Genomic DNA, 15,950 nt, shown 5'->3' on the forward strand with positions numbered 1-15,950 from the left:
ACGGGCGACTCGAACACCTCCGCGGCTCCGCCCTCGGCTTCCGCAACCTCACCCACTACATCGCTCGGTCGCTGCTCGAAGCCGGAGGGTTTAGACCCGCGCTACACCCTCGTTCGTGAAGAGCCTCTTTGACGGTGCCGCGATCGGCCAGGGCTGGCCGGGCGACGAGGACAACGGCGAGTTCAGCGCCTGGTGGCTGCTGGTGTCCATGGGGCTCTACCCGCTGGACGTGGCCTCCGGGTTCTTTGTGCTCACCACGCCGCAGCTGCCGGCGGTGACCTGGACGCGGCCCGACGGCACGCGCCTGAGCGTGCGCACGCAGGGGGAGGGGATCTACAGCGCGGCGGTGAGCGTCAACGGCCAGGTCTGGACGAGTCCGCTCATCGCGGCCTCCCTCCTGCACGGGGACTGCGAGATCGTGGTGACGCTTAGTCCTGAGCCCACCGGCTGGGGTCGCGGTCAGGCGGGGCCGGGGTGGCTGGAGGGCCAGGGCTACCGCCATGACCTCACCTCGCGTGGTCGCCTGCTAGGGGAGAACGACGACGTCGCTCGCCTCACTGATGACGAGGGCGTCACGCCCGTGGATCTGGCCGTCGGTGCGCGCCTGGAGCTGGTGGCGGAGAAGGACGAGCCGGCGCGGGTGTGGACGCTGACGGCGGCCGAGCCTGGCGAGGTGGAGGTGAGTGTCTCGGTGCGTCGCCAGGGGGGGGCTGGAGTACGCCGGTAAACCGCCGGGTGACCGTCCGCTGGCCGGGTGAGACCCGCGTCCTGGAACTGCCGGGAACGTGCGCCTGGCCGGAGGGCGAGTGTGCCTGGCCGGAGGCTGGTGGTGCGCCGATGGGTGAGCGTGCGTGGCCGGAGCCTGACGGTGCCGCGAGCTGTCCTGGTGGCGTGCCTGCGGAGTTCGGCGACCTGTCTTTGGCGCCGACCGTCGAGGCAGTGCGCTGGACTTTCCCATCTGGAGCCCGCCTGACCCAGCTGGAGGTGCTGTAGGGCCCTGGGGCACGAGCCCTTCTGGGCCCGGCCTGACGCCTGCCTGGGCTTACTCCGGCCCTGCGAGCCCCGCTAGCCGCTCAAGGTCCGACCGCCTGCGCATCCACCGACCACCAGTGTTCGGTACAGGCTCAGCCGCGTCGACTTCCACCGACCACTTGTTGCTCGACGGACCACTTGTTGCTGGACCGACTGCGGTATTCGCGCGATTTTGGTGGTCGGAGGGGCAACACATGGTCGGTGGAGGTTTGAGTGGTCGGTTGAGTTTGGCGTGGTCGGTCGTGGGTTCTGATCGCGGGTCTTTCCTGCCTGGTTCGACCGCCTGCGTCTCGACGGACCACGCATGTTCCGACCGACCACCTACACCGCCACCGACCACGTATGTGCCGGCTGACCACTTGTTGCTCGATCGACTGCTGGGGGGCGGCGCTCGTTCGACCACCTGCGCCTCGACGGACCAGGCATGTTCCGACCGACCACCAGTGTTCGGCGCAGGCTCAGCCGTGCTGACGTCCACCGACCACCTGTTGCTCGACGGACCACTTGTTGCTTGCCCGACCGCGGCATTTGCGTGAATCTGGTGGTCGAAGGAGCAATACATGGTCGGTGGAGACTTGAGTGGTCGGTCGAGGTCGGCGTGGTCGATCCCGGAGAGGGAAACGCCGATCCCGGAGGGGAGGGGGGAAACACCGTCCCCGGGCGAGGGGGAGTGCGCGAGGAGAACTCGTGAGGGGAGTGCGCCCCGCCATGGCGGCGATGAAGGCTCCGGCGCCGGACCGGCCCCCGGGCGAGGGGAGTGCACGACGCGAACTCCCGAGGCGAACTCGCGAGAAGGGAACCAGAGGGAGGGAACTGCCCTACTCTCCGGCCGGCCCGAAGGTCGGCACCTGCTCAGGCGCCAGCGTGCCCGTGGAGTGGCTGACCAGCGACACCGCCTCGCGCAGCCCCATCCACCACTGCTCACGCGGCCGGCGCGAGTCGCGGTCAAGCTGGTCGTACATGCGCTCCAGCGGGTGGTGGGCGATCGCGCCCTCAACCAGCCCCACATAGCTGGACTGCGTGCCACCGCGCTCCAGCTCCTCAGCCAGCAGCCCCAGGGCGTTGTGCACCAGCTTGGTCGCCATGATGCGGTCAAAGGGCGTGGGATCCCCACCCTGCTGGACGTGCCCGATGATCGCCTGGCGCACGTCGTACAGGCCCTTGCCCTCCTGCGCGAAGATCTTGGCCAGCACGTCCGTGGTGTAGTTCTCGCTGGCCCGCTCGTTGCGCACCACCAGGTAGAGCTTGCGCCCGGAGCGGAAGGACTCCACCATGCGCTCAGAGTCCGCGGCCAGCTGCGTCAGCGTGATCCCCTCCTCGTGGAGGTAAACCTGCTCGGCCCCGGCGGCGATAGCACTCATGAGGGTGAGGTACCCGCACTTGCGGCCCATCGTCTCGGTGACGAAGCAGCGGTGCGAGGCCGCGGCCGACTGCTTGACGGCGTCCAGGGACCGCACGGCGTTGTTGAGCGCCGTATCCGCGCCAATGCTCAGCTCGCTGCCGGGCAGGTTGTTGTCGATCGAGGCGGGCACGCACACGATCGGGATGTTGAAGGCGGGGTAGCGGTCCCTCTCGCGCACCAGCAGGTGGGAGGCGAGGTAGGCGTTGTACCCGCCGATGACCAGCAGGGCGTCGATCCGGTGGGACTCGATGGAACGGCCCAGGGTGTAGAGCTGCTCCACCGTGGGGATCTCGCGGCGCGTGCCGAGCTCGGCCCCACCGTCACCGACCCATCCCTCCACGTCGTCCCAGCTCAGCTCACTGACCCGCCCGTCGATCAGGCCCGGGAACCCACCGTGCACGCCGAGCATGGTCATCCCGTGGTCCAGCCCCAGGCGCACCGCGGCGCGCGCGGCGGTGTTCATGCCCGGCGCGAGCCCTCCGGCGTGGATGATCGCCACGCGCCGGGCCGCGGCGAGCTCGCTGGCCGACGGCGCAGCCGCCTCGTGGTGCAGCTCGCCTAGTGCCGCGGGGTCGAGCTCGGGCGGGGTGGACATGGTCTCGAAGATGGACAGCATCTGGCCGAAGCTGTTCCCGCGCGCGGCCACCGCCCCCTCGAAGTCCTGGGCGGCCACGAGGTCCTTGACGGCGCGCGTGGCGGCGATCTGCTCCATCATGGGCAGGCGGTGGATGCGGTTGTGGCGTTCGGCGATGATGACCGGCTCGGAGTCGGTGGTGGCGGTGAGCACCTCGCGGGCGGCCGCACATCCCAGCAGCGTGGACATCCAGCGGTCGTAGGCGCTGGGCTGTCCACCGCGCTGGACGTGGCCGAGGATCGTCACGCGCGCGTCCTCGCCCAGGCGGTCCTTGAGGATGACGCGCACGTCCTCGGCGGTGATGCGGTTGCCCTCGCGGTCGGTGGCGCCCTCAGCCACGATGACCATGGACTCGCGGCGCCCGGCCTGGCGTCCCTTGTGCAGCTTGAGGCACATGTCCTCCTCCCAGCCCTCACCCGGCGGAAGCTCGGGCACGAGCACGTAGTCACAGCCACCGGCCACCGCCGCCATGAGGGCGAGGTAGCCGCAGTGGCGGCCCATGACCTCGACCACGAAGGTGCGCTGGTGGGAGGCGGCGGTCGAAGAGATGTCGTCAATGGCCTCCAGGATGCGGTGGAGGGCGGAGTCGGTGCCGATCGTCATGTCGGCGCCCACGAGGTCGTTGTCGATCGAGCCGACGATCCCGGTGACGATGAGCGCGGGGTGGGCGGCGCCGACCTCGGGGCTCACCCGGCCGCTGGCCACGAGCTCGTCCACGAGGCCGGGCCAGTTGTGGCGGAACTCGTTGGTGCCGGTCAGTGAGCCGTCCCCGCCGATGACCACGAGCCGGTCGATGCCGTGCTCGAGCAGGTGGGCGGCGGCGTCGAGCTGGCCGGAGCGCTCGCGGAACTCGGCCGAGCGGGCGGTGCCGATGATCGTGCCGCCCTTGTGGAGGATAGAGCCCACGGAGTCCCACTCCAGGGGGCGGATGCCGTCCCCGCCGGCCACGGCCCCGGCCCAGCCTTCCATGACGGCGTAGGGCTGGGCACCCATGCGCAGGGTGGCGCGGACGACGGCGCGCACGGCCGCGTTCATTCCCTGGGCGTCCCCGCCGGAGGTGAGGATGCCGACCCGCACCCGCTCGCCGTCGGGCGTGAGGATCGCCTCCTGGCTGGTCGTGGGCTCGGGGCGCGTGGCGTGCTGGTCCATGGGTGTCCTTCCCGCAGGGTCGTCAGGCCCCATTGTGGTCGCTCGGGTGCCGGGCGTCACCTTCCCTTGGCCGGCAGGCGTGACGACGGCGGTGCTTGCGTCGGCACGTTGCGGACCTTGGTCCTAACTCCTGGTCGCGTTTACGCCCGTGTGATGGGGGTCGCGCGCTAGGCTCGTGCGCGGATCATCCCGGTGCGGCGCAGGCAGGTCGCCGCGGCCAGACGGGAACCGGACCCGGAAGGACATGACGTCTATGGACCTCTACGAGTACCAGGCGAGGGAGCTGTTCGCGAAGCACGGGGTTCCCGTGCTCGGCGGGCAGATCGCCACCACCCCGGAGCAGGCCGAGCAGGTGGCCACTGAGCTCCTGAACTGCGGCACCGACCTCCTTGTGGTCAAGGCCCAGGTCAAGACCGGCGGACGAGGCAAGGCCGGTGGCGTCAAGCTCGCCCGCTCGGCGGCTGAGGCCCGCCAGCACGCTGAGGCGATCCTCGGCATGGAGATCAAGGGCCACACCGTGCGCACGGTGCTCATCTCCGAGGGTGCGGACATCGACTCCGAGTTCTACTTCTCCATCCTCCTGGACCGCGCCGAGCGCCGTTACCTGGCCATGTGCTCGCGCGAGGGCGGCATGGAGATCGAGACCCTGGCCAAGGAGCGCCCCGAGGCGCTGGCCCGCGTGGCCGTGGACCCGATCGAGGGCATTACCCCTGAGGTCGCCGCGCGCATTACGGCTGAGGCCGGCTTTGAGCCCGGTGCCGTGGCCGACGCCGTGGCGCAGGTCATCGGCCGGCTGTGGGAGGTCTTCACCGCTGAGGACGCCACACTGGTGGAGGTCAACCCCCTGGTCCTGACCCCGAGCGGCACGGTGCTGGCGCTGGACGGCAAGGTGAGCCTGGATGACAACGCCTCCTTCCGTCACCCCGAGCACGCCGCCCTCAAGGACACCTCGGCGGCGGACCCGCTGGAGACGCGTGCCAAGGAGGCTGGGCTGAACTACGTGCGCCTGACCGGTGAGGTGGGGGTGCTCGGCAACGGCGCGGGCCTGGTCATGTCCACCCTGGACGTGGTGGCGGGCGCTGGCGAGCGCCACGGCGGCATGCGCCCGGCCAACTTCCTGGACCTGGGAGGCGGGTCCTCGGCGGAGGTCATGGCCACGGGCCTGGAGGTGGTGGCGAGCGACCCGCAGGTGCGCGCGATCCTCGTCAACGTCTTCGGCGGGATCACCTCGTGTGACACGGTGGCCAACGGCATCGTGACGGCGGTGAGCACCCTGGAGGACTTCGACAAGCCGATCGTGGTGCGCCTGGACGGCAACAACGCCGCTCTGGGGCGCCAGATCCTGGCCGAGGCCGCGATCGACGGCGTCACGGTGGTGGACACGATGGACGGCGCGGCTGACGTCGTCACCGCCCTGGCCGAGAAGATCGGTCAGAACGCAGCAAGCAGCGAGCAGGGAGCCTGAGGACCATGAGCATCTTTCTTGACGAGTCTGACCGCGTCATCGTCCAGGGCATGACCGGCTCGGAGGGACGCAAGCACACCCGTCGCATGCTGTGCGCGGGCACCCAGGTGGTCGCGGGCGTCAACCCCCGCAAGGCGGGCACCACGGTGGTCTTTGACGTCGAGCCCATCGGCCCCGGTGCCGGCACCGGGGAGGCCGGCGAGGTGGAGGTTCCGGTCTACGGCACGGTGGCTGAGGCCCGCGAGGCCACGGGCGCCACGGTCTCCGTGGTGTTCGTGCCCCCGGCCTTCGCCAAGGGCGCGGTGATCGAGGCGGTGGACGCCGGCATGAGGCTCGTGGTGGTCATCACCGAGGGCATCCCGGTGGCGGACGCGACCTACTTCCGTTCCTACGCCGCTTCCAAGGGTGTGCAGATCATCGGTCCGAACTGCCCGGGCATCATCTCCCCGGCGCGCTCGAACGTGGGCATCACCCCGCCGGACATCACCGGCCCCGGCCCGATCGGCCTGGTCTCCAAGTCCGGGACGCTGACCTACCAGCTCATGCACGAGCTGCGGGACCTGGGCTTCACCACCTGCATCGGCATCGGTGGCGACCCGGTGGTGGGCACCACGCATATCGACGCCCTGGCCGGCTTCGAGGCGGACCCGGACACCAAGCTCGTGGTCATGATCGGTGAGATCGGTGGTGACGCGGAGGAGCGGGCGGCTGCCTACATCAAGGACAACATGACCAAGCCGGTGGTGGCCTACGTGGCCGGCTTCACCGCGCCTGAGGGCAAGACGATGGGCCACGCCGGCGCGATCGTCTCCGGCTCCTCGGGCACGGCGGCGGCCAAGAAGGAGGCCCTGGAGGCCGTGGGCGTGCGCGTGGGACGCACCCCCACCGAGACCGCGGACATCGCCCGCGAGCTCTACCGCGCGCTGTAGCGGCCCCGCGCACGCGGCAGGCAGGCCCGGCCCGGCAGGTGGCGCACTGACGCCCCGCCGGGCCGGGCCTGCCTGCGCCCGGTGTGCCTGGTCCTCGCGGTAGTCTGACGGCGGCCCAGGTCAGAGGGGTTGACGGCGTCGCCCGCAGCAAGGGAAGGCAGAGCACTGAAGAGCGCACTGAAGGACAACTCGCTGCTCGCACGTGCCGGTGCCCGCACGCGCTCCCTGCGCCTGCCTGCCCTCCACCTGCCGCCTGACTGGCCTTTTGCCGTGCGCGCAGGGGCGGAGGCGGTGCTTGGCGGCTGGCTCGTGGTCATCGTGCTCACCCTGGCGGTCTACATGGCGACCTCGTCGATGGATGCCGCCGCGGCCCTGTCCGTGGGTGCGGCTCTGCGCACGGGCAGCGCCCTGTGGTCGCTGGGGCTGGGCGGCGGATACGGCTCGCCGAGCGAGCCGGCTGGCGCGATTGAGCTGCCGTTGCTGGGCCTGACGCTCCTGCAGCTCCTCCTGGCCCGTTCGGCCGTGCGCCGCGCGCACCTGCGTACTGCGGCCTCCGGCGGCCTGGTGGTGGGTACGACGACGGCGCTGGCTGCCTTCCTGCTCCTGCTCACCTCGCCGGGCGGCTCGCGTACCTGGCCGGCGATCGTGGGCACGGCCTTGCTGACCGCGGTGGTGGTGGGGGTAGACCTCCAGCGCCGGGGTTTGGGGTCCCAGCGCCTGACGGGCTGGTGGCATGAGCGCCCGGCCTGGGTGAGTCCGGCCCTGGTGCTCACGCGGGATGCGGCCGTGGCCCTGGTGGCTGCGAGCGTCCTGGTGCTCCTGGCGGCGGTGGTCGACGGCGCCGCGCGCGTCTCCCGTCTCCATGACGCCCTGGCTGGGGGAGGGGTGATCGCCTCGCTCGGCCTGGTGCTCCTGCAGCTGGGCTGGGTGCCGACCACGCTCGTGTGGGCCCTGTCCTGGCTGGCGGGGCCGGGCTTCATTGTGGGCGCGGGCTCGACCTTCACGCCCGACCACGTGGTGGCCGGCGCCGTACCGACTCTGCCGCTGCTGGGCCTGCTGCCCACCGCTCCGGTGGGAGGCGAGGGCTCCAGCGCTGGCCTCTACCTGCCGATGGCGCTGACGGCGGTGGCGCTGGTCATCGTGTGGGTGCGTCGGCGCCGCCTGCGGGCGCTGCCGCTGGCCCAGGTGGTGATCGCGGCGGTGGCTGCGGCGCTGATGGTGGCGCTCGGGGTTGGCGCCTGCTGCCTGGCTGCCTCAGGCTCGATCGGTCCGGGCAGGCTCACCGAGGTTGGCCCGAACACCCTCATGACGGTGGTCCTGCTGCTGGTGGAGCTTGGCGTGGGCCTGGTGGCGGCTGCCGTGCTGGTCCACCCGCGCACTCGAGTGGCCACGGAGCACGGTGTGCGTCAGACGGTGTCGGCGGCCGGATCGGCCGCGGCGAGCACGCGTGAGAAGGTCGAGGCCGGTGCGCGTGCGGCCCAGGAGCGCAGAGAGCGCGTGCGCGCCGAGCGTGAGGCCGCGCAGGCCGGGGACCAGGAGGCCGCCGATCCGCAGGCTGCCGGATCCGCCGGCGGCGAGGCTCCTCGCGTCGAAGTGATCGAGGACCAGGCGGATGTGGCGACGACGGAGCTGACCCAGGTGAGAAAGGAAGGCAATGATGCCGACTGACAACGCTGTTCCCAGCAACGTGATCACGTCCTCCACGGCCGGGCCTGCCCGGCTCGTCGTCCTCGTCTCTGGCACGGGCTCGAACCTGCTGGCCCTGCTGCGCGCCTGCCAGGACCCGGCCTACGGCGCCGCCGTGGTGGGCGTGGTGGCGGACAAGGAGTGCGCCGGCCTGGGCCACGCCCGCGCTGCCGGCGTGCCGGCCGTAGTGGTGACGCCGCGGGACTTTGCCGATCGTGCTGACTGGGACCGCGCCCTGGCTGAGGCCGTGGGCGCGCTGGAGCCCGAGCTCGTGGTCTGCGCCGGATTCATGCGCCTGCTGGGCGAGCCTTTCCTGGCGCGCTTTGAGGGGCGCATCCTCAACACCCACCCCTCGCTGCTACCGGACTTCCCGGGCGCGCACGCCGTGCGGGACGCCCTGGCAGCCGGCGCCACCCGTACAGGCGCCTCGTTGTTCTGGGTGGACGCGGGCGTGGACACCGGCGCGCTCATCGCCCAGGTGGAGGTGCCGGTGCTAGAGGGGGACACTGAGGAGACCCTCACTGACCGGGTCAAGGCTGCCGAGACCCCGCAGCTGGTGGAGCAGGTCGGCCGCCTGGCGCGGGTGGGGAAAGGTTCCCTCTAGCTCTCAGGCTCCGAACGGTGGAGCCTGTGCGACAGGTAGAGGGCTGGGAGAAGCATCAGCATCGCTGTTCCTCCCACCTCCTCAGCCATCGCTGACTCATGGGTGAGCATGAGGATGAAGGACCAGATGAACAGGCCTGACAGCACGATGAAGAAGGCCCTCAGGTCAAGGTCCGCGAGGCGTCTCATCTGCGTCATCGCCGCATCTCTCAGTAGGCAAAGGCTGTGCTGGTGACACGGCTAATGATACTGCCCCCTTGGGTGCGCCGCTCCTCGTAGATGAGTCCCATGCCTCTAGGCCTTCCTGACCACGCTGCCTCGGCGCAGACGCGTCCGTGTCATGCGGAGAGAAGCCGCCATCGGTGGCCCGGCCTCCATGTACCGCTGAGCACCTTCCCTGCTCAAAGGGAAGGAGCCGTCAGCCCACCTCAACCTGCTGCGGAGCAGCCTGCTGGCGTAGGAAGCGGAAGCCGCTGGTGGCGGGGTCGTAGGCGAAGACTGCTTCTTGGATCTCGCCGTCCTCGGCGTAGTCGGCGTCCTCGCCCTGGCCGATCACCACCTCGATGACGCCGTCCACCGCCTGCGCTGCGACGGGTGTGTCAAAGGGGTCGAAGCCCAGCACGGACACCAGCTCACTGGCCTGCGGGATCGCGGCCTGCGTGAAGCTGGCGCCAGCGTCCTGCGTGATCGCCAGGGAACCACGATCGTTCCCGAAGATCCCCAGGCTCGGGCTCACCCAGGTTGCGAGCGTCATGTCATTGGTGACGGCGCTTGGCACGGGCACCTTCTGCCAGGTGAGGCCGGCGTCGGGCTCCTGGGCGTCCACCTGGGCCCGCCACGCACCGTAGTAGGAGGACCCCAGCGCCCGGTCCACGGCAAAGCCCACGCCCACGGTGCCCTCGGCATAGGAGACGAAGGACGTCTGCGGGTCGCCCTGGCCGATCACGCTGCGCTGCCAGCTGGTGCCTGCGTCCAGGGAGTAGAGCAGACTCACCTCCTGGCCCTGGCCCTGGCCCTGGCCGCTGTCCGGGCCGTAGAAGAGGAAGCCTGTGAACTCAGACGAGACCACGTAGCCTCCTCGGTCCAGGCTGGTGCGGGGCAGGGAGCTGGCCGCGGCGGTAACGCCCTCGTAGCCGCCTGGGACGGTGATCCAGGTGGCCCCGGAGTCATAGGTGACGTCGAGCTCGCCCTCGCGGATCCGGTAGGTCGCGGGCACAGAGGTGTCCGGCAGGATCTCGACCGGTGGCTCCTCCCGCAGACTCGGATCGGTGCTGATCTGGTACTGGACAGGTGTGATCACGCTGATGACGCGGTAGCCACCGGCCGTGGGGGACAGCTCGAGCACCAGCTGCCCGACGATCCGGGAGCCCTGGCGGTAGAGCACCGTGGACTGGCCGGTGAAGGCTGAGCTGGTGAAGTGCTCGATCGCGGGCAGGCGTGGGTGGAGCCCCACGTCCACCTGGACCCAGGCGCGGTTGCCGATGGTCTCCTGGCTGCGCTCGTCTGCCAGACCGAGCCACTGGATTTGAGTGGCCGAGCCGCCAGAGAGCTGGAAGGACGGGGAGACGGTGAGTGAGCGGTGCTGTTCCACCCACTGACCGAACCATCGCCTCACGGCCGGGACCACGCTGGCCTCGTCCAGCGCCAGCTCACCTTGCGCGGTTTCTGCAACGGCTCCGGCCTCCGCGCCGGAGCTGCCGACGCCGGAGCCTGCCTTTCCGCTGTCGTCTTGCGTGGCGCTGAGGGCAGGGATGACCTGGCCGGGGATGCCGGGCTCCTCGTAGCGCAGCCAGAAGGCGCTCAAGACGGCAGCTGCGATGAAGACGAGCGCGAGGAGGATGAGACAGACCAGCAGGAGGGGGCGCACGCGCCTGCGTGGCGCGCGCTGTGGCTCCGGCGAGGCGACCATGTGGTGGGCCTTAGCGTGTGGTGGGAGCCAGAGCCCTGCGGACGGCCTCGATCGACCAGGCCCACACCACGTGCCCGGCGGCCTCGGACATGTGCTCCTGCCAGGGCTGCTCGGTGGCCGCAGGGACGGTGCCCAGCGCCGGCAGAAGACCCAGGTGGAAGCCGGCCCACACGCCAAGGCCGTAGACCGCCCCGCCGCCGGCGGTGATGGCGGGGCAGCGTCGGGCGGCGACGCAGTAGGGGACGGCCATGGCCACGGAGAAGGCGTGGTGGACGGCCAGGCCCGTCACGGGGACCTGGTTCTCGTTGAAGGTGACAGTGGCCTCGCGGACCTCGGCGGGGATGCCCAGCTGCTCGAGCAGGTGCATCGGCGGGTTGGGGTCGTCACGCTCCGGGGTGCGTGGGGGCAGAGCAGCCTCCCAGCCGATCTTGACCATGCCGGAGACCAGGCCGGCGAGCATGCCGACGCCGGCGGCCTGGAGAAGGGAACCACGAGCGGGGCGGCGTCGACGGGAGCGTGCGGGGCAGCGAGTGAGCATGAGGACCTCCTTGTCATGCGGCTAGCCGCAACCGGCCGCGCTGGGACTCAAGTCAAGGGTAGTGGGCGGTGCAAGACAGGGAGTTGGTCCGATCGCATCGGCCGCTCGGTGAAGTCGAACATAGGTGTGTTCTCTGTGAACTGTCTTGGTAAAGTGAGTGTGTATCCCCTTGTCCCAGCCGTCGCAGCTATTCCCCCGAAAGAGGAGACTTGTGATGCATCGTTTACCCCGCTTCAAGAGGACCTTGTCGGTTCTCACGGCGGCCTTGGTGTCCCTCACCTTGGTGTCGCCGGTGACTGGAGCCTTTGCTGAAGATGACCCCGCGCCTGTCGCCGCGGTGACTGAGGTGGCAGAGGAACCCGCCTCTGAGGCTCCCGCGCCACAGGAGGCTGCCGACGCCGCCACAGACCCGGCTGCAGATCCTGCCACTGAGGAAGCTGCAGCGGCTCCGGTTGCTCCTGACGTCAGCGTCGAGAAGGACGCTGCGATGGACGATGCTGCCGCTGAGCCTGCCGTCCTCACCGAGCTATGGGTCAATGGCTCCACGGGCGATGACGCCAACGCCGGCGCCGCGGACGCCACGGCGCTTAAGTCCCTCGCGAAAGCTCTCGAGCTTCAGAAGAACTCGAACGGCGCGATCAAGACGATTCACGTGGCGGGCGCCTTCGACGCGCTCCCGGCCGCCACGATCCCCGCCGGGGTGACCCTGGTCGTCTCCGCGGACACGACGATGGCAGGCGCCGGTGCCAATGGTCTCACCCTCGCCAAGGGCTCCACCCTCAGGGGTGAGAACGGCGTGACGCTCTCCATGAGCGGTTTCGACACCGCGATCCTCGTGCAGAACGGCGCGACCCTCACCGACGGCACCTACGTGCTCAACGGTAACAAGGTGGGTCTGAACGCCCAGGGCGCCATCACCGGTACCAGCCGTGAGGCCCTGAACATCTCGATCGACTCCACGACCGGTGCCCAGACGGGCCGCGCGTTCTTCTACTCAGGCACCGCGCGGTTTGCTCACGCCACGCTCAAGGTGTCCGGAATCCCTGTGATGGCAAAGAAGGATGATCCAGACTATGGCCCCTGGGGCGGGCGCGGCGCGTCACTTTACCTAGACGATGTCTCAATGTCCACAGAGGGAATCCGTTTCAATGTCCAGGGCGCCAGCTCCACCGTGCAGATGAAGGACTCTACATTCATGGTGAAGGGCACCTTCACGAAGAAGAACTTCTTCGGCTTCGTCCTCGACAAGGAAGCGCTGGGCTTTATCGGTGGCACCCCCTCGCTGATCGAGGGTTCCCACATCATCGTGGACGGCGCAGTCTTCACGATGCAGGGGCGCCAGACCTATCGGAACTCAACCATCGAGGTCAAGAACTCCGGCATGGGCGCCATGAACATCAACTGGGGCGCCAACGTCACCTTCGACAGCTCGACGATCAAGGTGGACGAGAACGTCAGCCAGACGAAGATCGTCGTCGGCGGGTCAAGCGAGGCGGTCAACGATCGTTCCTCCGTCACGCTCACGGGTGACACTGTGCTCCTGACCCCGGCGAAGGGCACGGGTGCGACCACCTATGACGGAATTGCACTCGGTCCGACCGGCCAGGCCTTCGTGGTGACCGGCGGGTCGTATCTCACGGCCTTTGATGGCAAATCGAACCTTGCCAATACCCAGGCCACCAACGGTGAGGCCAATGGCAACGAGAAGCTCTCCCTCTTCACACTCGCCGATTCGTCGGTGAGTGTGTTGAACCCCTTGAACAAGAACGGCCAGGCCTATGAGTACCGCGTCGCTAACGCCACGAGCGACGGCCAGAAGCACGTGTGGGTCCCGGCCGCCACGATGACGTTCGCGCTGAACGACCCTGCTCTCGCCGACGACGCGAAGATCTCTGCAGCGAAGTTCGCTGACAAGTCCACGGCTGATAAGACCGTGAAGGCTATTCGTGGTCATGCGGTGGCGGTGGCGAGCTCGGTGGTGGCGGGTTCGACTGAGGTGCCGGCTGAGCCGTCGGCTGAGGGGTATGAGTTCCTGGGTTGGTTCTACAAGGATGCCTCCGGCAAGGAACAGGCATTCGACGCGGCTGCCACGGCCGTGACTGGCGACATGACGGTGTACGCGAAGTGGGAGAACCCGGCCGTGAAGTACAGCGTGGTCTATCACACGAACCTCGCTACGGATACCGCCTACTCGGCGACTTACAGCGCGCCCGACCGCGCCTACACGGCGATCTCCGTTGCGGACGCTGCCGCCAAGGAGCCTGCATTCAACGCCCAGGGTCGTACTTTCGTGTCCTGGAATACGAAGGCTGATGGTACGGGTGAGACTGTGAACCCGGGCGATGATCGCACGCTCGCCGAGGATGTGGCGAGTGTGGACCTCTATGCCCAGTGGCAGCTGAACGTCACCCCCTTCCCCTACCAGGGCACCATCAATGCTGACATGTGGGGTGATTCTGCCTCGGGTCAGGCTGACAGCAAGTCGGCGTTGATCGTGGACGCGGATGCGGGCGAGTCCTTCAGCCTGACTGGTGCGGTGGACGTCTCGGCCATCAAGCAGCAGATGACCGCCATCGAAGGGCAGTTCCCGGGCGTGAAGCCGGAGGACATCAGGCTCTCGGGCACTGCGTCCACCTTCACGGCCGCACTCACGCTGCCTGAGGGGGTCACCGTTCCCTCTGACCTCGATGCCTCGAAGGTCCAGGCTGAGGGTCTGGGCAGCCTCTTCAAGGTCGACGATGTCACCGTGAGCGGGCGGACCGTCACGGTGAAGCTTGGTCTCACCCAGTCCTTCGATACCTACCTCGGCCTCAAGGAGGCCGTGAATGGTGCGGGCAACGGAGTAGCACCAACTGGGGCGGCTTTCCGGGCTGCTCCCACGAGCCCGTTCACAGACCAGATCACCCTGACGATTCCGGGCTTCACGCTCGCTGAGGGCGTCGGCGCTGGCGAGCTCACGGCCACGGGAACCGTGGCGGGCTCCATGCAGGCCCTCGCCCAGGGTGGGGACGCTGCCGTCAAGTTCGACTTGTCCTGGAATGGTACCCAGGTCGAGGGCGGTAAGGACGTTCGTGCCACTGACGACACCACCATTCAGCAGACGATCCTCGTGAAGAAGGCTCTTGAGCTGGGGCTCCCGGCGGACATGCTTGCTTCGGCGCAGCGCGCCGGCGAGGCTGCCCCAAGTGCGGGGACTGACACCACGAGCAAGGCTCCTCTTGGCGTCTACCAGGGTGACAAGATCAACCTGACCGGCACGATTGATACTAAGGGCATCAAGGACCAGATGGTCGGCATCGAGGCCACGTACGGCGTGGTAAACGACGAGAACGGCCAGAAGGCCATTTCGATCGCCGACCCCGCCTCCACCTTCACGGCCACCTTCACGGTGCCTGAGGGCATGACGCTCCCCGCGGTCCTCACCAAGGACACGGTGGTTGACACCGGGTTCGCTGACACCTTCGAGGTGAGCGATCTCAAGGTTGAGGGCAAGACCGTCACCGTCACCTTCAACCTGAAGAACGCTTCGGGCATCAAGACCTACGCCGACCTCAAGGCGGCCGTGTATGCGCTTGATGACACGATGAAGCTCACCGTCCCAGGTATCGCGATCGACGAGGGCGTGGCCGACGGCACCGAGCTCACCGTCACCGGCGGGGTCTCCGGTACCTTCAGCGCCGTGGCCACCGGCGAGTCGGGCAAGGTCCGCGACTTCTCGTTCAAGTGGACCGGCACGCAGACTGATGAGGGCCGCGACGCGCGCGCCACGGGCGACGTGATCCAGCTCACCGTCGCTACGCCGACCCCGCTTGACCTCGATCTGCCGTCCGACATCCTTGGTGATGGCGAGACCGAGCACGCCTCCGTGCACCAGACGCTGCGCGGCGACACCGTGGACCTGACGGGCGCGGTGGACATCACCGGCATCAAGGAGCAGATGGAGGCCATCGAGGGCCAGTTCAACAAGCCCGACCCGAAGACGATTGCCGTGGACCTCAAGGGCTTCGGTTTCACGGCGACGATGACGGTGCCTGAGGGCATGGAGCTGCCCACGGACCTCTCAAAGGTCACGGCGGACGGCCTCGCACGCACCTTCAAGGTCTCCTCCACCAAGGTTGATGGGAAGACCTTCACGGTCACCTTCGAGCTTGCGGACCGGCTGACGAGTGGGTCTGAGCGGATCACGAACTACTTCCAGCTCAAGCAGGCCGTGGCTGCGGCAGGTGTCGCTGAGGGCGAGAGCTCCTGGCTCAAGATCACTGTGCCGGGTGTGAAGGTCACCCAGGATGCGCCCCTGAACACGGACCTCACGGTGACCGGCGCCGTGTCCGGCTTCTTCAAGGCCGTGGCCACGGGCGCCTCGGGAACCCAGCGCACCTTCTCGTTCCGCTGGAACGGCAGCCAGTGGGCGGATGGTAAAGACGCGGCGGCGCCTGACGGCGACGCCTCGATCCGCTACACCACGCGTATCCCGGCGCCGATGGCGCTCACGCTCCCCGGCGATATCCTCTCCGGCGGTGACACCGAGCATGAGGCGGTCTATGCCGTCTACCCGGGCCGCACGCTCGACCTCACGGGCGCGGTCAAGATCGACGGCATCAAG

10 protein-coding genes are annotated in these 15,950 nt (G+C 68.7%); 6 read left to right on the plus strand and 4 right to left on the minus strand.

Going from position 1 to position 15,950, the window contains the following annotated elements:
* Positions 1–115 precede the first annotated feature (115 nt).
* Positions 116–727, plus strand: coding sequence for a glycoside hydrolase domain-containing protein (locus tag CYJ26_RS10210; RefSeq protein WP_101638380.1), 612 nt, complete (start codon positions 116–118; stop codon positions 725–727).
* A gap of 1,123 nt (positions 728–1,850) precedes the next feature.
* Here CYJ26_RS10210 and CYJ26_RS10220 read toward each other — a convergent pair.
* The gene (locus CYJ26_RS10220) at positions 1,851–4,217 is read right to left on the minus strand and encodes a 6-phosphofructokinase (RefSeq protein ID WP_101638381.1); all 2,367 of its coding nucleotides are present in this window, start codon (positions 4,215–4,217) and stop codon (positions 1,851–1,853) included.
* Positions 4,218–4,470: 253 nt separating this feature from the next.
* Here CYJ26_RS10220 and sucC point away from each other — a divergent pair, with 253 nt between their 5' ends.
* From sucC to purN, 4 genes are all read left to right on the plus strand, one after another.
* A complete protein-coding gene (gene sucC / locus CYJ26_RS10225) occupies positions 4,471–5,682 on the plus strand; it encodes an ADP-forming succinate--CoA ligase subunit beta (protein WP_034234968.1) in 1,212 nt (403 codons plus the stop codon).
* 5 nt (positions 5,683–5,687) lie between these two features.
* Complete coding sequence (gene sucD / locus CYJ26_RS10230; protein WP_006549201.1) at positions 5,688–6,611, plus strand: succinate--CoA ligase subunit alpha; 924 nt, start codon at positions 5,688–5,690, stop codon at positions 6,609–6,611.
* A 129-nt stretch (positions 6,612–6,740) separates the two neighbouring features.
* Positions 6,741–8,279, plus strand: a complete 1,539-nt coding sequence (locus CYJ26_RS10235; protein ID WP_229083139.1) for a cell division protein PerM — start codon at positions 6,741–6,743, stop codon at positions 8,277–8,279.
* The gene (purN, locus tag CYJ26_RS10240; RefSeq protein WP_101638382.1) at positions 8,269–8,901 is read left to right on the plus strand and encodes a phosphoribosylglycinamide formyltransferase; all 633 of its coding nucleotides are present in this window, start codon (positions 8,269–8,271) and stop codon (positions 8,899–8,901) included. The genes CYJ26_RS10235 and purN overlap by 11 nt, the downstream gene beginning before the upstream one ends.
* Here purN and CYJ26_RS10245 read toward each other — a convergent pair.
* From CYJ26_RS10245 to CYJ26_RS10255, 3 genes are all read right to left on the minus strand, one after another.
* A complete protein-coding gene (locus CYJ26_RS10245; RefSeq protein ID WP_006549204.1) occupies positions 8,898–9,098 on the minus strand; it encodes a hypothetical protein in 201 nt (66 codons plus the stop codon). The genes purN and CYJ26_RS10245 overlap by 4 nt on opposite strands.
* A 220-nt stretch (positions 9,099–9,318) precedes the next feature.
* Positions 9,319–10,809, minus strand: a complete 1,491-nt coding sequence (locus tag CYJ26_RS10250) for a beta propeller repeat protein (RefSeq protein WP_101638383.1) — start codon at positions 10,807–10,809, stop codon at positions 9,319–9,321.
* 10 nt (positions 10,810–10,819) lie between these two features.
* On the minus strand, positions 10,820–11,347 hold the full coding sequence (locus tag CYJ26_RS10255; protein WP_101638384.1) for a YagU family protein: 528 nt from the start codon (positions 11,345–11,347) through the stop codon (positions 10,820–10,822).
* A gap of 337 nt (positions 11,348–11,684) precedes the next feature.
* Between CYJ26_RS10255 and CYJ26_RS10260 the strand changes: the two genes are divergently transcribed.
* On the plus strand, positions 11,685–15,950 hold a 4,266-nt coding region (locus tag CYJ26_RS10260), incomplete at its 3' end, for an InlB B-repeat-containing protein (protein WP_180950892.1).

Origin of the sequence: Actinomyces urogenitalis, from assembly GCF_002861525.1 — a bacterium.
Lineage (GTDB): Bacteria > Actinomycetota > Actinomycetes > Actinomycetales > Actinomycetaceae > Actinomyces > Actinomyces urogenitalis.